The following is a 19843-nucleotide window of genomic DNA, read 5'->3' on the forward strand; positions in this document are numbered from 1 at the left end:
CGCGCAGGTGCGCAACCAGGGCGTGATCGAGGCCGGGGTCGAGGCGGACAAGCGCCGCAACGATACTTCTGACCTGACTCTGACCAGCACTGGCCTGGTCAACAGCGGCCAGATCGTCGCCAGCCGCGACCTGGCGGTGACCGTCAGCGACACCCTGGTGAACAGCGGCGGCCTCAAGGGCCAGCGCCAGACCGTGGTGGCCGACACCCTGGACAACCGCGGCGGCAAGGTGCTCGCGGACAGTGAACTGAAGGTCACCAGCCGGGTGCTGGACAACCGCGCAGCCGGCGCGCTGAGCAGCGACGGCAACACTACCGTCACCGCCCGTGAACGCCTGGACAACCAGGGCGGCCGGGTGGTCGGGGTGACCGAGCTGCAAGTAAACGGCGGCGAGGTCAACAACGGCGCCAAGGGGCTGATCGCCAGTGATGGGCAACTGACCGTCGACGTCGCGCAACTGAACAACCAGGGCGGCAAGCTCTCCGCCAGCCACCAGCAGCTCAAGGGCGGCGGCCTGAACAACCAGGGCGGCAGCGTGGTGGGCAACACCATCGAGGCCAGCTTCGACCGGCTCGACAACCAGGGCGGCAGCCTGGTCGCTCGGGAGGGTGAGGCGACCGTCACCGCCCGCCAGCAGTTGAACAACGGCGGCGGTACGCTGCAGGCCAAGACCCACCTGCAGGTCAACGGCGGCGAGCTGCTCAACCAAGGCGGCGCGCTGTTGGGCGCCAGTGTCACGCTCGATGGCGCGTCCCTGGACAACAGCCAGAAAGGCCGGGTGGTGGCCGAAGAGGGGGACTTGACCGTCAAGGCCAGCGGGGCCGTGAACAACAGTGGCGGGCGCTTGCAGGCGACTGTCGCGAACGTGGACATCAGCGCCGCCAGCCTGGATAACCAGAGCGGCGTGGTGGTCGGGCAGAAGGCTGTGAAGGCCACCGCCACCGGCGGCACCCTCGACAACCGCGCCGGCCAGTTGCTGGGTAGCCGCCTGGAACTGACCGCCGACACCGTCGACAACCGGGTGGGCGGGCAGGTGCTGGCCGGCAGCGAAGGCCTGCTGATCAAGGCCAGCACCGTGCGCAACCAGCAAGGTAAGTTGCTGGCCGGCGGTTCGCTGGCCGAGCTGCTGCTCGGCGCCGGGCGGCTGGATAACCAGCAGGGCAGCCTGACCGCCAGCGCCATCACCCTGGTGGCCGGCGATGCCGACAACAGCGGTGGCACCCTGGCCAGCCTGGCCGGCAACCAGCAACTGACCGTGCAGCGCCTGATCAACCGCAGCGGTTTGATCGAAGCCAGCCAGTCCGTGCAGGTCAAGGGCCAGAGCCTGGACAACAGCGGTGGCAAGCTGATCGCCCACGCGGGCGACAAGGCGAGCATCGAGCTGAGCGGCCAGTTGGACAACCGCGGTGGCCGCATTGCCAGCGCCACCACCGACCTTGAGGTCAAGGCCGCCAGCCTGCTCAACCAAGGCGCAACCCTGGAGCATGCCGGCCTCGGCAGCCTGGTGCTGAACGCCAATGCTTTCAGTGGTAGCCAAGGCAGCGTCAGCAGCCTGGGCAAGGGCAGCTGGACCCTGGCCAACGTTGCCAGCGTCGGCACCTGGCACACCAACGGCGCCCTGGATGTCAGCGGCCTGCAAAGCATCGCCCTGGGCGCAGGCGAGCGTATCGCCAGCGCCAGCGACCTGAGCCTGGCCGGCGTGCAACTGAGCAATGCCGGGGAGCTGGTGACTGACGGCAAGCTGACCCTGGAGATGTCCGGTGACCTGGTCAACCAGGGCCTGTTCTCCAGCCTCAAGGCCATGAGCATCAGCGGCAACAACCTGGCCCAGGACGGTGGCCGCATCGCCAGCAAAGAGGCGATGACGCTGACGCTGAACGGTGCCTTGAGCAACCGTGGCAGGCTGACCAGCAGCCAGACCCTGGACATCACCGCCGCCAGCATCGATAACCAGGGCACCCTCGGCGCCCAGGGCAAGGCGACGCTGCATGCCCGTGGGGCGATCAACAACCAGCAGGACAGCCTGCTGTTCGCCGGCGGCCCGCTGGAGTTGCGCGGCACCAGCCTGCTCAACCGTTACGCCGACATCTACAGCAAGGGCGACTTGAGCTTCGCGGCGCTCGGCGGCGGGCGGGCGGCGAGCCTGCAGAACCTCTCGGGCAGTATCGAAAGCGAAGGCAGCATCGACCTGAAGGTCGATTCGCTGGAGAACGCCAAGGCCGACTTCGTGGCCGGCACGGCCATCGTCAATCGCTACTTCCGCATCAATTGCACCGACTGCAGCGGCGGTCACAACACCGGTCAGTTCATCCTCACCACCACCTACAAAGGTACGGTGACCCGCGACTCGCCAGCTGCGCGCCTGCTGGCCAACCGCGACATGACCCTGGATACCGTCACGGTCGATAACCGTCACAGTCTGCTGGCGGCCAACGGCAATCTCACCGCCACCGCGCAGAATTTCTATAACCGTGGCCTGACCCTGGACGGCCGGGTGGAAGAAACCAGCTACCTGGTGCACGACGTTAGCTCTGGCACCTTCGCTGCCGTGCGGGCTATTGCCGACAGCTGGAACGCGCAGAACCGCGACCTGCCGGGGGACCAGCAGGCGCCGTTGCCGACCGAGATCACCAGTTACCCGATCTGGAGCGATGGCAGCACCGTGCGGCCGGGGGCCGAAACCGCCTACGCCGGTACGGTCCAGGCAGGCGGCACCCTGTCGCTGAATGTCAGCGGCGAGCTGGTCAACGGTACCCTTGATGCGCAGACCAACGCCCAGCTCACCGGCAAGGCGCTGGACAGTTCGGCGGGCGGCGCGGGCGGGGTCCAGGTCACCCTGGGCACCCAGGCCGGCGACCCTGGCCCGTTGAAAGACGTCAAACGCATCGAGACCACGCTGGAGGATGGCACCAAGCAGATCAGCTTCGTGCCGGTCGATTTCAGCGGCGCGCCCTTCGTCAGCGTCGACCCGACTGCGCTGCCGAGCTTCCGCTTGCCCCAGGGTGAGTACGGCCTGTTCGTCCGCAGCCAGAACCCGAGCGCCCGCTACCTGATCGAGACCAACCCTGAGCTCACCGACCCAGGGCGCTTCATGGCCTCGGACTACCTGCTCGGCAACCTCGGCTTCGACCCCGACCAGGCCTGGCGCCGTCTTGGCGACGGCCGCTACGAAACCCGCCTGGTCGCCGACGCGGTGCGTGCGCAGACCGGCCAGCGCTTCCTCGCCGATGGCCTGAGCAGCGACTACGAGCAGTTCAAGTACCTGATGGACAACGCCGTGGCCAGCAAGGATGCCCTCGGCCTGAGCGTGGGGGTGGGCCTCACCAGCCAGCAAGTCGCGGCGTTGACCCATGACATCGTGTGGATGGAGGAGCGGGTCGTCGATGGCGAGAAGGTATTGGCGCCGGTGCTGTACCTGGCCAAGGTCGATTCGCGCAACCTGCGTGGCGGCAGCCTGATCCAGGGCCGCGACCTCGACCTGGTCACCGGCGGCGACCTGAAGAGTGTCGGTACCCTGCGTGCCAGCAACGACCTGATCGCCACCGTGGGCGGCAGCTTCTATCAAGGCGGGCTGACCCAGGCCAACGAAAGCCTGGCGATCACGGCCCAGGACAGCATCCGCAATGCCCTGGCCGGTGAAATCCGCGGCAACGATGTCGAGCTGGTATCGCTCAAGGGCGACATCCTCAACGACCGCACGGCCACCGAGGTCGGGGTGGGCAACGACCGGGTCACCCGTGTCGATGCAGGTTCGCTGATCAGCGCCCGAGGTGACCTGAAAATGGTCGCCGCCGAGGACCTGACCAACAAAGGCCGGATCAGCAGCGGTGGCGATCTGACCGTCAAGGCGGGCGGTGATATCAACCTGGTCGCGGTACAGGACCGGACCGTCACCGTCGAGGGCCTGGACCGCGGGCTGCGTACCGAAGAAACCGTGAAGCTGCTCGGTTCCAGCGTGGAAGCGGCGGGCAACCTGACCTTCCAGGCGGGCGGCGACTTCAACATGGTCGCCAGCAGCGCCAGTGCCGGCAAGGACCTCGCTGTTAACGCCACCGGCGACGTCAACCTGATTTCCGGCGAGGACCTGCACAGCGTCGATACCCACCGCAAGGATGGCAAGAAGAAGATCCACGAGGTCGAGGAGCAGACCCATGTGGTCTCGGCCAGCCTGAGCGCCGGAAACAACCTCGACGTCAAGGCCGGCAACGATGTGAACCTGGTGGCGAGCAAGCTCACTGCCGGCGACGAGGCGTACATCTTCGCCGGCAATGACATCAATCTGATCGCCGCGCAGGAACGTGACTACAGCCTGTACGACATGACCAAGAAGGGGGGCTGGGGCAGCAAACAGACTCAGCGCGACGAGGTCACCGACATCACCCATGTCGGTACCCGGATCACCACCGGCGGCGATCTGACCCTGATCAGCGACGGCGACCAGTTGTACCAGGCCGCCAAGCTCAACAGCGGCAATGACCTGACCCTGATCAGTGGCGGCAGCATCACCTTCGAGTCGGTGAAGGACCTGCACGACGAGAGCCACACCAAGTCCAAGGGCGACCTGGCCTGGAACAGCTCCAAGGGCAAGGGCAGCACCGACGAGACCTTGATCCAGAGCGAGTTGAACGCCAACGGCAGCCTGATCATGCAGGCCGTCGATGGCATCAAGATCGACATCAAGCAGGTCGACCAGCAAAGCGTCAGCCAGATCATCGACAGCATGGTCGAGGCCAATCCCAACCTGGCCTGGCTCAAAGAGGCGGAGAAACGCGGCGACATCGACTGGCGCCAGGTGAAGGAGATCCACGAGTCCTTCAAATACAGCCAGTCTGGGCTCGGCGCCGCCCCATCGTTGATCATCGCGATTGTCGCGGCGGCCTATCTGGGCCCGTTGATGGGCGCGTTCGCCAGCAACCTGGCGGTGGGCTCGATCAACAACGGCGGCAACATCGGCCAAGGCCTGAAATTCGCCCTGAGCAAGGAGAACCTGCAGAGCTACGCCATCGCGGCGGCCTCGGCGTACCTGATCTCGCCGCAGCTGGACAAGGCGTTCGGTGTCTCCACCGACAACGCCAACAAGATCACCAAGGGCTTCGACCTTGGCAGCATGACCGACATCGTCCGCTTCGGCGCCTATGCGACTACCCAGAGTGTGCTGCAAGCGGGGCTTGAGACTGCCATCAAGGGCGGCAGCTACGCCGAGAACCTCAAAGGCAACCTGGTGGTCCAGGCCGGCAATGTCGGCATGGCGATTGGCTTCAACATGATCGGCGACTGGTCGCTGGGCAAATACCCCGACGGCAGCCCGCAGAAAGTCATGGCACACGCCTTGTTCGGCGGCCTGGTCGCCAAGGCCTCGGGCAGTGATTTCATGACCGGTGCGTTGGCGGCCGGGGCCAACGAGGCGCTGAGCAAAGCCCTGCAGAAGATGGTTGGCGGCGATGAAAACCTTGAGCTGATGGCGTCGCAGATTGTCGGGGTGCTGGCCGGCGTGGCGGTGGATGGCGACTTTGCCAAGGGGTCGGAGATCGCCAAATACGCAACGGCTTACAACCAGCAGGTTCACCGTCAGGCCAAGGAACGCCTGGAGAAAGGCCTGGCCGTCCTGCACGCCCAAGGCAAGTACCTGGACCTCGATGCCGATACGGTACTGGTGGACTTGCGCAAGATTGCCGATGGCAAGGTGGACAGTTCCAAAGAGCTCAACCCCCAGGTGGTCGCCTTCCTCAATGCGGAGTTCGATCCAGGCAGTCTCAGGGAGAAGATGTTCGAGCCTGAGGACTGGGAGGAGTATGCTGGCATCGCCATTGAACTGCTCTACCCGCTGCCCGCCGGCAAGATTAACGCCTTGCAGAAAATTGGCGGCAAGCTGTCACCCAAAGCCTTGGCGATGCTGGAAGAGAAGTTTGGTGTCGATGTAATCAACGCTGCTTACAAGGGCGCTGACGACGTGGCCACCGTGAGTGGCAAGACGTGCGTCTATAGCTGCGTCATCGATGGTACGACACGCTATGTAGGCATTACCAAGGACATTGTTGCGCGCGGCAAGGCCCACTTGAACGAAAAGGGTATCGTCATTGAAAAGATCAACGGCCTTGAGAATCTGTCGCGAGCTGATGCGCGTGCAGTCGAGCAAACGCTGATCGTTTGGCACGGGTTCATCAAATACAATAACCGCGAGCTGCAAGGGGGGACGTTGTTGAACATGATCAACTCGATTTCGAAGGTCAAGGATCCGACGGCATACGAAAAAGCCTTGATTCGCGGTGTTCAGTTGCTGAGAAGCGTCAAGTACGAAGGGTTTTGAATGGCTAAGAGAGTGAAGTTGGGCGACGTGTTGCAAGTGTTGACGTCGCAGGGGGTCGCTTATGCGCAGGTCACTCACAAGCACCCCGAATATGGCTATTTGATCCGGGTGTTCAGCGGCTTTCATGACCGCCAACCCGGCGATTTTGCAACTGTTGTAGCTGGGCCGGTGCTGTTTTCTGCATTTTTCGTGGTGCAGACGGCGGTCAACCAGAGCCTGTTGGCAGTAGTGGGCCATGTTCCGGTGCCCGAGCACCTGCAAGCATTCCCGGTCTTTCGCAGCAGGAATGGTGGGGCGGGTGGGTCCTTGTGGCTATGGGATGGCGAAACATCCGTTTGCCTGGAACGGGAGCTGAGTGAACAAGAGCAACGCTACCCGGTCAGAGGCATCATCAGCGCACCGCTGCTGGTAGAGCGTATCGAGAAAAACTACCGGGCCGAGACACACGAGGCGTGGTGAGCGAACGACAACACCCGCCTTGCACGAGTGTTGTCGTTTTCGAGCGGCGCTGACACAGCGGCCAGCCTGGCAGATCTAACTCAGTTGGCCTGTTTCAGGCCATCGAGCAGGGTCAGCAGCCGGGCACGATCCTTCTCCCCCAGCCCGAACACTGGCCGCCGTGGCTCGCCCACCGGCAGCCCGGTCATGCCCAGCCCGGCCTTTATGGTCGCCGGCAAACCACCCTTGAGGATGAAATCCAGCAACGGCAACTGGCGGTAGAACAGCGCCTGCGCCTGGGCAAGGTCGCCGGCCAGCACCGCCTGGTACAGCTGCTGGTTCAGCGCGGGGATCAGGTTGGCCGCCGCCGTGCACCAGCCCTTGGCCCCGGCAACGAAGGCCTCCAGCGCCAACGGGTTGCAGCCGTTGTAGAACGGCACTTGGCCCTCGCCGAGCAGCTGCAGCTTGTGCATGCGCTGGATGTCGCCGGTACTCTCCTTGACCATGGTGACGTTGTCCACCTCGCGCACGATTCGCAGGATCAGCTCCACCGGCATGTCGGTGCCGCTGGTGGCGGGGTTGTTGTAGAGCATGATCGGGATATCGATGGCCGCGCCGATGGCGCGGTAGTGCTGGAGGATCTCGGCTTCGCTGAGCTTCCAGTACGCCGCCGGCAGCACCATCACCGCATCGGCGCCGTGTTGCTGGGCGAAGCGCGCACGGCGCACGGCACCCGCGGTGGTCAGGTCAGAGACACTGACGATGCTCGGCACGCGCTTGCCGATGCGTTCCAGGCTGTACTGGGCGACTTGCTGCCATTCGCTGTCGCTGAGGTAAGCACCTTCGCCGGTGCTGCCCAGCGGGGCGATCACTTGCACGCCGCCGTCGATCAATCGGTCGATGGATTGGCCCAGGGCGGGCAGGTCGAGCTGCTCGCCGTCGTGGCTGAAGGGGGTGATGGTGTAGCCGATGATGCCGTGGAATTGAGTGGTCATGCTAAAGGGCTCCGCAAGCAAGGCAGGGTAGGGTCAGGCGAGGCAATCGGCGTGCTGGCGCAGGGCCTGCCGGGCGTAGTAGTTGAATGCGGCGCCATGGCGCTTGGGGCGGTCGATCCAGTCGTGGGCGTCGCGGCCAAGCTCGGGGGCGATCGGTTTGATGGTGCCGGCGGCCATGGCCAGCAGTTGCAGGCGCGCGGCGCGTTCGATCAGCTGGGCGTAGACACAGGCCTGCTCGATGCTGGCGCCGGTGGACAACTGGCCGTGGTGCGAGAGCAGGATGGCGCGCTTGTCGCCCAGGGCGGCGCTGATGATTTCGCCTTCTTCGTTGCCCACCGGCACGCCAGGCCAGGCTTCGAGGAACGCGCAGTCTTCGTACAACGGGCACAGGTCCATGTGCGACACCACCAGCGGCACTTCGAGCATCGACAGCGCGGCGACGTGGGTGGGGTGGGTGTGGATTATGCAGTTCACATCCGGGCGGGCGCGGTACACCCAGCTGTGGAAGCGGTTGGCCGGGTTGGGCATGCCCTGGCCTTCCAGCACTTCCAGGTCTTCGTTGACCAGCAGCAGGTTGCTGGCAGTGATCTCGTCGAATCCCAGGCCCAGCTGCTGGGTGTAGAAGGTGCCCGGTTGCGGGCCACGGGCGCTGATCTGCCCGGCCAGGCCCGAGTCGTGGCCATTGTCGAACAGAATTCGGCAGGTCAGGGCCAGCTTTTCGCGCACAGTCCACGTATTATCCGCGAGCGAGCCTTGCATCTGCGTCAGTGCCTTTTGCACCAGTTGGTCTTTGCTGTGTGTCAGGGTGTTGGCCATGGGGAGTGATCCTCTGTGGCGTGATGGTGGATGTCTCGGCTGGCCCGCCCCCTTGCTTTCGACGGTGGAGGGGCGGTCCATCAGATGACACAAATAATCCTATATGACACAAAGTGTCATTAGCAAGTGCGTTTGTCCGGGAAAGCCGCTTCACATGTCTATCCGACTGAAATTGCTGCGCAAGAAATTGGGGATCACCCTTGAGGTGCTGGCTGAAAAATCCGGCATGACCAAGAGCTACCTGTCCAAGGTCGAGCGTGGCCTGAATACGCCGTCGATCGCCGCCGCGCTGAAACTGGCGCGGGCGCTGAACGTCAATGTCGAGGAGCTGTTCGACGGCGAGCAGGAAGGCCAGGCGCGCTATAGCCTGGTACGTCGCGGCGAGCGCCAGGCGCTGGTCGGCAACGGCCAAGGGCCGGGTTACGCGGTGCTCACCTCGCAGGTTGGCCAGCGCAGCCTGTTGCCGTTCTTGATCCAACCCCCCACCGAGTTCACCGATCCGACCTTCAAGGAGCACGAGGGCGAGGAGTTCCTGTTCGTCCACGAGGGCCAGGTGGAGGTGGACTTCATGAGCGAGCGGGTGCTGCTGGAGGCGGGCGACGCCCTGCATTTCAACGCCCAGACCCCGCACCGCCTGCGCTCCGTGGGCGAACGCCAGGCCCAGTTGCTGGTGGTGGTGCAGGGCGGGGAAGGGTGAGGGCAAGGCGATGATCGAGGCCTCGCGGTTTTGGCGTGACCCTGCCTTGCCGTTTGTCGAGGCCCGGCGCGTGGGGGATGGGCGCCAGGTGTGCTATGCCGCGCATTCCCATGAGAGCTTTTCGATCGGTGTGATCACGGGCGGGCGCAGTAGCTACCTCACGGGGGATGCCCGGCATGAGATCAGCGCTGGCAGCACCGTGCTGATGAACCCCGGCGTGGTCCATACCTGCAACCCGATCCAGGGGGAACCCTGGTCGTACCTGATGCTGTTTGTCGACCTGCCGTGGCTGCAGCAGCATGGCTTTGCCCTGCCGGAGGTGACGCTCAGCACCTCGTCGGGGTTGTACGGTCGGTTGCTCGAGGTGTTTGCGGGCCTGTTCGACGACCGACCGGTCTCTGACAAAGAGGCGCTACTGGTTGCATTTTTCGCAGCGCTGCCTGGCTATTTCGATCAGCGAACAGGCCAGCGCAGGGCGGAGCATCCGCGGCTTGAAATGGCTGCCGCGTTCATCCGCGCCCATCGTCTGGATCCGCTGACCCTTGAAGACATCTGCAGTGCGGTGGGGCTTTCCCGTGCCTACCTGATTCGCGCTTTCGGCAAGCGTTTCGGGCTGACACCCCACGGCTATCTGCTCGACCAGCGGGTGCAGCATGCCCGCGCCCAACTGCGCCTGGGCCGGCCGATTGCCGAGGTGGCGCTGGAGGCCCGGTTTGCCGACCAGGCGCATCTGCAACGGGCGTTCAAGCGCCACCTGGCGGCTACACCGGGGCATTATCGGGCAGGTTGCTCAGCAACATAATCGCGGGGCAAGCCCGCTCCCACGGTATGGGCTACCTGAACTGTCCAACTTTTCAGGGGCAGTCCAGGGGCGTGGGAGCGGGCTTGCCCCGCGATGCGGTCGTGACGGGCATTCAACCTGCCAGCAGATACCCCGCACTCGCCACCAACAACACTGCCAACCCGCGATTGAACAAGCGCAACCGCCTTGGCTCCCCCAGATACTGCCGAATCACGCTCCCGGCCCACGCCCAGCTGGCCACCGAGACAAAGCAGATCGGCCCATAGATCCAGGTGAACAGCCACAACAGTTGCTGCTCGCCAGCGGTATAGGCACCCACCCCGGCCACCGCCGCCAACCAGGCCTTGGGGCTCAGCCACTGCATGGCCGCGCCGTGCCAGGCCGTGGGCGCCCGTTGTTCAGCGTCGGCCTGCAATTGGCCATCGTCACTGGCCAGCTTCCAGGCCATGTACAGCAAGAACAGCACGCCACCCCACAACAAAAGGTGCTGCAGCCACGGCCAGCGCAGCAGCAGCTCGTGCAGGCCCAGGCCGGTGAGCACCAGCAGCAGGCAGAAACCCAGGGTGGCGCCGGCGGCGTGCCCGAGGCTGGCGCGCAGGCCGTGACGGGCGCCGCTGCCCAGCGCCACGATATTGACCGGGCCTGGGGAAATGGAGGCCGCCAAGGCGAAGGCGGCCATGGACAGGGACAAGCTCATGCGCAGATTCCTTGCAACGATGGAGTACCGCCATGCTCGACGACAGGTACGGCTCAGGTATTGAACAAAAATGCTCAAGGCCTCTGTTACAGATTTTGTAATAGTTTCGCGCTGTGGGAAAAAGCTGCTTCGATTGTAGGATCGTCATCCCTTTTTCTGATCAAGGTCTATATGAGCACCTTCGCGGAGCCCCCCAGTTTCCGGCCGTCCCGGCCATCCTTCCCGCGTCCCCGTGACGCCGCCTTTGTGAGTACCCGCTAATGGAATGGCTAGCCGACCCCACGGCCTGGCTGGGCCTGCTGACGCTTATCGTCCTCGAGCTGGTGCTGGGTATCGACAACCTGGTGTTCATCGCCATCCTCGCCGACAAATTGCCGCCCCATCAGCGCGACCGCGCGCGGGTGATCGGCCTGTCGTTGGCGCTGATCATGCGCCTTGGCCTTTTGGCCAGCATCTCGTGGATGGTCACCCTGACCGCCCCGCTGATCGAGGTGTTCGGCAAGACCTTCTCCGGCCGTGACCTGATCATGCTGTTCGGTGGTGTGTTCCTGTTGTTCAAGGCCACCATGGAGCTGCACGAAAGGCTGGAGGGCCATGTCGCCCAGTCGGGCGGCGTGACGCGGCATGCGGCGTTCTGGCCGATCGTCGCGCAGATCGTGGTGCTCGATGCGGTGTTCTCGCTGGATGCGGTGATTACCGCGGTGGGCATGGTCGAGCAACTGTCGGTGATGATGATCGCGGTGATCTTCTCGATCGGCATCATGATCGTCGCCAGCAAGCCGCTGACCCGCTTCGTCAACGCCCACCCGACAGTGATCATGCTGTGCCTGGGCTTTTTGATGATGATCGGCTTCAGCCTCACCGCCGAAGGCCTGGGCTTCCATATCCCCAAAGGCTACCTGTACGCGGCCATTGGCTTCTCGCTGCTGATCGAGCTGTTCAACCAGCTGGCTCGCGCCCGCCGCAAGCGCAGTGTGCAACAGCACCGACCGCTGCGTGAGCGCACCGCCCATGCCGTGCTGCGCCTGATGGGCGGGCGCCGGGTGGAGGCTGACGAGGTGGGCGAGGAGATCGCCGACCTGGTAGAGGACGGCAGCGAGCAAGTGGTCTTCGACCGTCGCGAGCGGGTGATGATCAGCGGCGTGCTGAACCTGGCCGAGCGGCCGATCCGCACGGTGATGACGGTGCGCGCCAAGGTCGATGCCATCGACCTGGCGCAACCGGCCGAGGTGATCACCCAGGCGTTGATCAACTCCTCGTACTCGCGCCTGCCGCTGATCCGCGGCGGTCGCATCGAGGAGCCGCTGGGCTTCGTGCACAAGAAGGAATTGCTCAAGGAACTACTGGCCGGCAACGAGCCGGACCTTGAAGCCCTGGCCCGGGCGCCGCTGAATCTGCTGGAGAGTTTCAGCATCCTCAACGCCCTGGAGCAGATGCGTGGGCAGTCGACGCACATTGCCTTCGTGGTCAACGAATTCGGTGATTTCACCGGTGTGCTGACCATGACCGACATCCTCGAATCGATCGCCGGCGAGCTGCCGGACGCCAGCGAGGTCGAAGGGCCGGGCGTGGTGGAGGAGGCGGGTGGTTTCGTCGTCAGCGGCGCCCTGAACCTGGCCCAGGTGCAGGCGCGTACCGGCTTCGCGGCCCGTGCCACCGAGGACTACCAGACCCTCGCGGGCCTGGTGATGAGCCTGCTCGACCGTCTGCCGGTGGTCGGTGACCGTCTGCAGTGGAACGGCTGGAGCATGACCGTGGTGGCGGTGGAGGAGCGGCGCGTGCGCCAGGTGCGCCTTACACCGAGCGCCGACGCTGACGCAGCAGGTGCTTGATGCCTTCGAGCACCAGCACCAGCACCGCGGCCCAGATCGGCAGGTAGGTCAGCCACTGATCCGGGCCGATGGTTTCGCCCAGCAGCAGGGCGACGCCCACCAGCAGCACCGGCTCGACGTAGCTGAGCAGGCCGAACAGGCTGAACGGCAGCATGCGGCTGGCCAGCACGTAGGCGATCAGGGCGCTGGCACTGATTGCCCCGAGCAGCGGGATCAGCCAGTAGAGGTTCTGGTGTTGCGCCAGGTCCGCGCCCGACAACGGGCCCTGGACCACGAAGTACAGGGCCCATGGCAGCAGCAGGCACATGTCGCACCACAGGCCGCCCAGGTGGTCGGTGCGGCAGCGTCGGCGCAAGACGAAATAAATCGGATAGCCGATCGTCACCAGCAGCGTCTCCCAGGCGAAGCTGCCGTTCTGGTACAGCTCGTGGCCCACGCCCAGGGCTGCGCAGCTGACCGCTACCTTTTGCAGGCGCGACAGGCGCTCGCCGTAGACCAGGCGGCCGGTCAGCACCATCGCCAGTGGCAGCAGGAAATAGCCCATCGACACCTCCAGGCTGCGCCCGTGCAGCGGCGCCCAGAGGAACAGCCACAATTGCACCCCCATCAGCCATGAGGTGCCGACCATGCCCAGCAACAACAGGGGTGTGCGGCGTACCCGCGCGAACAGTTCGCCAACCCGTTTCCAGTCTTTGGAAATCAACATGAACAGCGTCAGGCAGGGCAGCGTCAGCAGGGTGCGCCAACCGAAGATTTCCTCGCCGTCGAGCGGTGTGAGGAAGGAGGTATAGAAATACATCACGGCGAACAGGCAGGACGCCATGACCGATGAAACGATGCCTTTTGACACGAATGCCTCGAAAAACGGGAAGGGTGAGCGGGCGGATCAGCCGCGCATGATCTCAGGGGGCGCGTCTTGCGGCAACCGCAGCCTGCCTGGGCGCGTGGCCAATGCCATGAGCAGCTCGGTGGCGGGCATTGGCCGGGCGAACAGATAACCTTGCTGGAAGTCCACCCCGTGACGCTCCAGGTAGTCGCGCTGCACCGCGGTCTCGACCCCTTCTGCGACGATGCCCAGCCCAAGCTTGGCCGAGAGTTCGATGATGGTGTCGAGGATATGTTGCGACAGCGCATCGCCACCGATCATGGCGACGAAGCTCTGGTCGATTTTCAGGTAGTCGACCTTGAACTGACGCAGGTAGTTGAGGCTGGACTGGCCCGTGCCGAAGTCGTCGAGGGCGATCATGACCCCCATCTCGTGCAGCTTTTCGAACAGTTCCAGGGTCACCGGGGTGGGTTCGATCAGTTTGCGCTCGGTCAGCTCGAGGGTAAGTACCACACGGCCGGGCGGGAAGTGCTGGAGGAAGGTGCGGCAATCGTCGAGCAGGCCAAGGTCGCGGCAATGATCGGCGGTGATGTTGATGCCGACGTGAAATCCATCGTCCAGCAGCTCGACATGGGGTGCCAGGGCTTGTGCGGTGTTGAGCATCAGCGCGCGGGTCATGGCGACGATCTGCCCGCTGTGTTCGGCGTAGGGGATGAACAGGTCCGGGCGTACCAGGCCCTCGCGCGGATGCTGCCAGCGCATCAGCACTTCGACCCCGGCCCAGTGATAGTCGCCCTTGCGCACCACAGGCTGGAAGTACGGCAGGAACTCATTGGCTTCGAGCGCACGGTCGAGTTCGGCGCGGGGCGAGGTGGCGCGGCGTACCTGCCAGCGGCAGACGCTGCCGGCCACCACGCCGAGTACCAGCAGCAGGCTGAGCAGGGCCGGGTAGCGCGAGCGCATCAGCTCGCCCAGCTTGCCCGCGGCGTAGCCGCCCTGCACGCTGAACGGGTAGCGTGTCGAGGAAACGGTGACGGGGGCGCTGGCAGCGACGGGCGGTGTGCCTTGATGCACCAGGCCTTGCTGGCCCATCCAGTGGCTGCCCACCCGCACCAGCAGCTCGTCATCCTGAGCGATCAGGCGCAGGGCCGTCAGCAGGTGGCTGCCGTCCACCGTGGCGATCGCCCCGCGATCACCCTGGCTGACCCGGTAGACCAGCAGTGGGTGGCCCGGCGTGACGGAGTTGCCGTCCATCAGCCAGAGCTGCCCGTTGGTATAGTCGCGTGCATCCACCGGCTCGTCGAAATTGCCGAACAGCGAAGTGCAATAAAGGTTGTCGCGGTCGAACAGGCTGGTGGAACGCGCGAACGCATTGCGCGTGACTTCTATGCGCAGTGCCAACTGCACCTGTTCGCAGGGCTGGCCGGCCTTGGGCAACAGGTGATTCGCGACACTGGACAGGCTGTCTAGAATCATCTCGATGTGCCCGACCACTTCGCGAGCGGTGGCCAGGCTGTTGGCCTGCAGTTCGCGCTCGGTCTGCCAGCGGGTCACGGCCAGCCCGCAGACCAGTGGCAGCACCCCGACGATCCAGGGCAGCAGGGTACGCCAGCTCCAGCGGGCAGGGCGTTTGGGGGTCAGGGGCATGCGCAGGTGAACCAGTGACGGACGGGCGTGTCAGTGCCAAGGATAGCCGTTTGTCGGCGAAGCCTACGAACTAAAACGCGACAAACAAATTTACGCAATGTAGAATTGCGTTACGAATACAACAATAAGGTTCTCCGCCAACCGGAGGATCAAGCCCGCCGAGAATGGGTCCCCATGAAAAACCCTGCATTCAAGCTGATCATTGGTGCCTATTTGGCCCGCAGCGTGCGCGGCATCCCCTGTTCGCCTCCTGTTCCGTTCGCCATCGCAAGCCAGTAATCCAACCGTTTTTTGCTGCAGATGAGGACACGAACATGGCAGATATCTTCGAAAACCCGATGGGCCTTGAAGGCTTTGAATTCATCGAGCTCGCCTCGCCGACCCCTGGCGTGCTGGAGCCGGTCTTCCAGATCCTCGGTTTCACTAAGGTGGCGACCCACCGCTCCAAGAATGTGCACCTGTACCGCCAGGGTGGCATCAACCTGATCCTCAACAACGAACTCAAAAGCGCCGCCTCGTACTTCGCCGCCGAGCATGGCCCATCGGTGTGCGGCATGGCCTTCCGTGTGCGCAACGCCCATGAAGCCTATGCCCGCGCCCTGGAGCTGGGTGCCCAGCCGGTGGAAATCGAGACCGGCCCGATGGAGCTGCGTCTGCCGGCGATCAAGGGTATCGGTGGCGCGCCGCTGTACCTGATCGACCGTTACGAAGAAGGAAGCTCGATCTACGACATCGACTTCAAGTTCATCGACGGCGTGGATCGCAACCCGGTCGGCGCTGGCCTGAAGATCATCGACCACCTCACCCATAACGTCTATCGCGGGCGCATGGCCTACTGGGCCGGCTTCTACGAGAAGCTGTTCAACTTCCGCGAGATCCGTTACTTCGACATCAAGGGCGAGTACACCGGGCTGACCTCCAAGGCCATGACCGCGCCAGATGGCATGATCCGCATTCCGCTCAACGAAGAGTCGTCCAAGGGCGCGGGGCAGATCGAAGAGTTCCTGATGCAGTTCAATGGCGAGGGCATCCAGCACGTGGCCTTCCTCACCGACGACCTGCTCAAGACCTGGGATGCCCTCAAAGGCTTCGGCATGCGTTTCATGACCGCGCCGCCGCAGACCTACTACGAAATGCTCGAGGAGCGTCTGCCGGGGCACGGCGAGCCGGTCGACCAATTGCAGTCGCGTGGCATCCTGCTGGACGGTGCTTCCGAGGCGGGCGACAAGCGCCTGCTGCTGCAGATCTTCTCGGAAACCCTGCTGGGCCCGGTGTTCTTCGAGTTCATCCAGCGCAAGGGTGACGATGGCTTTGGTGAAGGCAACTTCAAGGCACTGTTCGAGTCGATCGAGCGTGACCAGGTTCGTCGTGGCGTGCTGAACGTCGAGTAATCGACGCAACGCTATCCATCGCGGGGCAACTCGTATCGGTGCGCCGATGCGACTTGCCCCGCGATGCGTTTCAGCCAATCTTTGCCTTGGCCAGGAACTTGAGCGTCGCCTGAGCCACGCCCGCAGTGGACGCCGGGTTCTGCCCGGTGATCAGGCCTTTGTCCTCAACCACGAAGGGTGCCCACGGGTCTTCCGCTTTCTGGTACTCACCACCCCGTGCGCCAAGTTCGTTCTCGGTAAGAAAAGGCACCTCCTTGTCCAGCTCTGCCAGTTTCTCTTCGATATTGGAGAAACCGGTCACCGCCCGACCTCTGAGCAACAGGGTGTTGTCGCTGAGTTTCACATTCAGCAGCCCCACTGCACCGTGGCAGACCGATGCCACGGCCCCGCCACGTTCGTGAATGCGCCGCGCCAGGTCTTGCAGCGGCTGGTTGTCGGGGAAGTCCCACATCACGCCATGACCACCGGTGTAATAGATGGCGCTGTACTGCTCGGCCTTGACCTCGCCGGGGCTGAGGGTGGCGCCCAGGCGTTTCATGAAGGCCTTGTCGTCGTACCAATGCCAGTCCAGATCCGGGGCCATTTGCAGGCTGTGCGGGTCGATCGGTACGTAGCCGCCCGCCGGGCTGACATAGTCGACCGTGAAGCCAGCTTGCTGCACGGGGTCGACGAAATGCACGGCTTCACCCAGCCACAGGCCTGTGGCGCGTTTGATGTTGGGGTATTTGGCGGTATTGGTCAGCACGACCAGGATCTTCTTGTTCATGTGCGCATGCCCATCCAACCCAAGGGGGCCGGTCGCCCGGCGAAGGGAAAAACCCTATGAGCATAGCCGCCGCTGGGCGCGGCGCCATGGCCGGCTGGCGTTGTGCTAGTCTCGAGCCAATCATGTGCAGCCAGGAAGTCACCATGACAACGGACAAGTTCATGCAAGCGGCCATCGACGAAGCCCGCAAGGGGCTGGCGGAAGGCGGCATCCCGATCGGCTCGGTGCTGGTGCACGACGGCAAGATCATCGGCCGTGGCCACAACCGCCGGGTACAACAAGGCAGCGCCATCCTGCATGGCGAAATGGATGCCCTGGAAAACGCCGGCCGACAGCCTGCCAGTGTCTATAAGGAAGCCACGCTCTATACCACCCTGTCGCCCTGTGCCATGTGCAGCGGCGCAATCCTGCTGTATGGCATAAAACAGGTGATCATCGGCGAAAACACCACTTTCCTTGGCGAAGAACAGCTGCTGGCCAGCCGCGACGTACGGTTGGAGGTGCGCCATGATGAGGATTGCAAAAAGATGATGCGTGATTTCATCGAGGCCAAGCCGCAACTGTGGAATGAAGACATTGGCCGCTGACGACTCTGTGCAAGGGGCCGCGCAGATGATTCACCTGGCGCCCATTTCGAGCGCCGAGACCGTGGGAAGCGCCCAGATCAGCAGCTTCAACTGGGGGGCAACGCCATTGGGGCCCCTGACTCGATGGCCGCCAGCCTTGCGCATCGCCGTCGACATGCTGCTGCTTTCCGCTTACCCCTGTGCCCTGGTCTGGGGCCCGGCGCTGACGGTGATTCACAACGAGACCTATCCTGCCCCCCTGGGCGAGCGCTCCCATGCCCAGGGCGACAGTTTCGACGCGCTCTGGGCAACGGCCTGGGACGAGATGGGGGCTGCTGTTTTCCAGGCGCTGGAAGGGCAGGGCAGCCTGGCCGAGAACAGCCTGCTGACGGTCAACCGCGACGGGCGCCCTGTCCAGGCCTGGTTCACCTGCAGCTATTCGCCTATTCGCGACGACCAAGGCACGGTGGTGGGCTTCCTGCACGCGCTGATCGAAACCACCGCCAGTGTCGAGCGCACTCGCGAATGGCGCGAACTGGCGCAATCTTTCGAGGCACAACTCTCGCGCTACATGGCCGAGAGTGAGCATACCTGGCAGTTGTCGCCCGACGTGATGTTGATGCTCGACACCGAGTTGCGCGTGCGCCTGGCCAATCCGGCCTGGCATCGGCTGTCGGGTTGGACGGATGGGCAGCAAACGCCGGCCCCGCTGCTGGAGCTGATCCACCCAGCCGAGCGTACCGAAACCAGGCTGGCCCTGATGGCGCTGATGCAAGGGCATGACGCCCCGCCCTTCGAGGCCCGCGTGCGTCAAGGTGAAGGGCATTATTGCTGGCTACGCTGGCATGCCGTGCCGGGCCAGGCGCTGCCGATCCTGATTGGCCACAACATCACCGAGGAACGCCATTCGGTCCAGCGCATGGCCGAAGCAGCGGTGCGCGACAGCCAGCGCATGGAGTCGGTGATCAAGGTGGCGGGCGGCCTGGCCCATGAAATGAACAACGTGCTGTCCGGGGTCGGCAGCAGCCTGGAACTGCTCGAGCGGCGCCTGGCCCAGGGGCGGCTCGAGCGCTTGGACAGCTACGTGCAGGTGGCCCGCGAATGCGCCCAGCGGGCCATCGGCCTGACCCAGAACTTGCTGGCGTTCGCTCGCAGCCAGCCGTTATCGCCCAATCCACTGGACATCAACCAGCTGATACGCAAGGCGCAACCGATGCTCGAGCAGTGCGTTGGCGCCGAGATGCACCTGCGCTGGGAGCTGGACATCGCCCCCTGGCCCGTCCAGCTCGACCCCGACCAACTGCGCAACGCCTTGTTGCACCTGTGTGCCAACGCCCGCGACGCCTGCCTTGGCCGGGGCAGCCTGTCGATCCGTACCAGCAATGAGCGCCTGGCCGGCGCGACTGCCGGGCTGCCGGCAGGCGACTATGTGATGGTCCAGGTCGAGGACGATGGCCATGGCATGTCGGCTGAAGAGGTGACGCGTGCATTCGAGCCGTTTTACACCACCAAGCCTCTCGGGCAGGGCTCAGGCCTGGGGTTGCCCATGGTCCATGGCTTCGTGCGCCAGTCCGGCGGCCAGATGTGGATAGAGTCGAGGTTGCAGCACGGCACTCAGATCGTGCTGATGTTTCCTCGTTATTCGGGCAGCCAGCCGATACCCGAACCCCCGCCGATCACAAGGAAGGCAAGGCAGGGCGAACGCGTGCTGCTGATCGATGACGAGCTCAACCTGCGCGGGTTGATCAAGGAGATATTGGTCGACCGCGGTTTCGAGGTGTTCGATGTGACCGATGCCAACACCGCGCTGGGGCAGTACCGTCATGCCGGCCCATTCGATCTGGTGATTACCGACATCGGCCTGCCGGGCGGCTTCAACGGGCGTCAGGTGGCCAGGGCGATGCGCATGATCAATCCCGAACAGAAAATCCTGTTCATCACCGGCTACACCGAGGATCCGGTTGAGCAGCAACTGCTCGACGAGCCCGGTACTGCCTTGCTGCTCAAACCGTTCTCGCTGGAGAGCCTGGTCATCCAAGTCGACCGCATGCTGCCGGCCTGAC

At 64.0% G+C, this 19843-nt stretch carries 14 protein-coding genes; 8 read left to right on the forward strand and 6 right to left on the reverse strand.

Features of this window, described 5'->3' with window-relative positions; translation table 11 throughout:
• Positions 1–6307: DUF637 domain-containing protein (locus DM373_RS05350; protein ID WP_208642779.1), on the forward strand; the 6307-nt coding region annotated here is incomplete at its 5' end.
• The gene (locus DM373_RS05355) at positions 6308–6766 is read left to right on the forward strand and encodes a hypothetical protein (RefSeq protein WP_110992592.1); all 459 of its coding nucleotides are present in this window, start codon (positions 6308–6310) and stop codon (positions 6764–6766) included.
• Between the two features lie 80 nt (positions 6767–6846).
• Here the strand turns inward: DM373_RS05355 and DM373_RS05360 are convergent, their stop codons facing one another.
• Both DM373_RS05360 and DM373_RS05365 read right to left on the reverse strand, forming a co-directional pair.
• Positions 6847–7740 (reverse strand): dihydrodipicolinate synthase family protein, encoded by an 894-nt coding sequence (locus DM373_RS05360; RefSeq protein WP_110992593.1) that lies wholly within the window; start codon positions 7738–7740, stop codon positions 6847–6849.
• Between the two features lie 33 nt (positions 7741–7773).
• Positions 7774–8556, reverse strand: a complete 783-nt coding sequence (locus DM373_RS05365; protein WP_110992594.1) for an aldolase — start codon at positions 8554–8556, stop codon at positions 7774–7776.
• Between the two features lie 154 nt (positions 8557–8710).
• Between DM373_RS05365 and DM373_RS05370 the strand changes: the two genes are divergently transcribed.
• Both DM373_RS05370 and DM373_RS05375 read left to right on the forward strand, forming a co-directional pair.
• On the forward strand, positions 8711–9253 hold the full coding sequence (locus DM373_RS05370; protein WP_110992595.1) for a helix-turn-helix domain-containing protein: 543 nt from the start codon (positions 8711–8713) through the stop codon (positions 9251–9253).
• Positions 9254–9263: 10 nt separating this feature from the next.
• Positions 9264–10055, forward strand: coding sequence for an AraC family transcriptional regulator (locus DM373_RS05375; protein ID WP_110992596.1), 792 nt, complete (start codon positions 9264–9266; stop codon positions 10053–10055).
• Between the two features lie 112 nt (positions 10056–10167).
• Here the strand turns inward: DM373_RS05375 and DM373_RS05380 are convergent, their stop codons facing one another.
• Entirely contained in the window at positions 10168–10752 is a 585-nt protein-coding gene (locus DM373_RS05380; protein ID WP_110992597.1) for a LysE family translocator, read from the reverse strand.
• A gap of 260 nt (positions 10753–11012) precedes the next feature.
• Here DM373_RS05380 and DM373_RS05385 point away from each other — a divergent pair, with 260 nt between their 5' ends.
• Positions 11013–12584, forward strand: coding sequence for a TerC family protein (locus DM373_RS05385; protein ID WP_110992598.1), 1572 nt, complete (start codon positions 11013–11015; stop codon positions 12582–12584).
• On the opposite strand, the gene rarD is transcribed toward DM373_RS05385, so the two are convergent.
• Positions 12547–13434, reverse strand: a complete 888-nt coding sequence (gene rarD, locus DM373_RS05390) for an EamA family transporter RarD (RefSeq protein ID WP_110992599.1) — start codon at positions 13432–13434, stop codon at positions 12547–12549. The genes DM373_RS05385 and rarD overlap by 38 nt on opposite strands.
• 36 nt (positions 13435–13470) lie before the next feature.
• Positions 13471–15057: an EAL domain-containing protein gene (locus DM373_RS05395; RefSeq protein ID WP_110992600.1), complete on the reverse strand. Its 1587-nt coding sequence runs from the start codon at positions 15055–15057 to the stop codon at positions 13471–13473.
• A gap of 314 nt (positions 15058–15371) precedes the next feature.
• Here DM373_RS05395 and hppD point away from each other — a divergent pair, with 314 nt between their 5' ends.
• Positions 15372–16448 carry a 4-hydroxyphenylpyruvate dioxygenase gene (gene hppD, locus DM373_RS05400; RefSeq protein WP_110992601.1) on the forward strand — a complete coding sequence of 359 codons (1077 nt, stop codon included), beginning with the start codon at positions 15372–15374 and terminating at the stop codon, positions 16446–16448.
• 70 nt (positions 16449–16518) lie between these two features.
• Here the strand turns inward: hppD and DM373_RS05405 are convergent, their stop codons facing one another.
• On the reverse strand, positions 16519–17214 hold the full coding sequence (locus DM373_RS05405) for a type 1 glutamine amidotransferase domain-containing protein (RefSeq protein WP_110992602.1): 696 nt from the start codon (positions 17212–17214) through the stop codon (positions 16519–16521).
• Positions 17215–17357: 143 nt separating this feature from the next.
• Between DM373_RS05405 and DM373_RS05410 the strand changes: the two genes are divergently transcribed.
• A complete protein-coding gene (locus DM373_RS05410; RefSeq protein ID WP_110992709.1) occupies positions 17358–17801 on the forward strand; it encodes a nucleoside deaminase in 444 nt (147 codons plus the stop codon).
• A gap of 25 nt (positions 17802–17826) precedes the next feature.
• Positions 17827–19842 carry an ATP-binding protein gene (locus DM373_RS05415; protein ID WP_110992708.1) on the forward strand — a complete coding sequence of 672 codons (2016 nt, stop codon included), beginning with the start codon at positions 17827–17829 and terminating at the stop codon, positions 19840–19842.
• Position 19843: the final 1 nt, after the last annotated feature.

Source organism: Pseudomonas sichuanensis (assembly GCF_003231305.1).
Classification (GTDB): domain Bacteria; phylum Pseudomonadota; class Gammaproteobacteria; order Pseudomonadales; family Pseudomonadaceae; genus Aquipseudomonas; species Aquipseudomonas sichuanensis.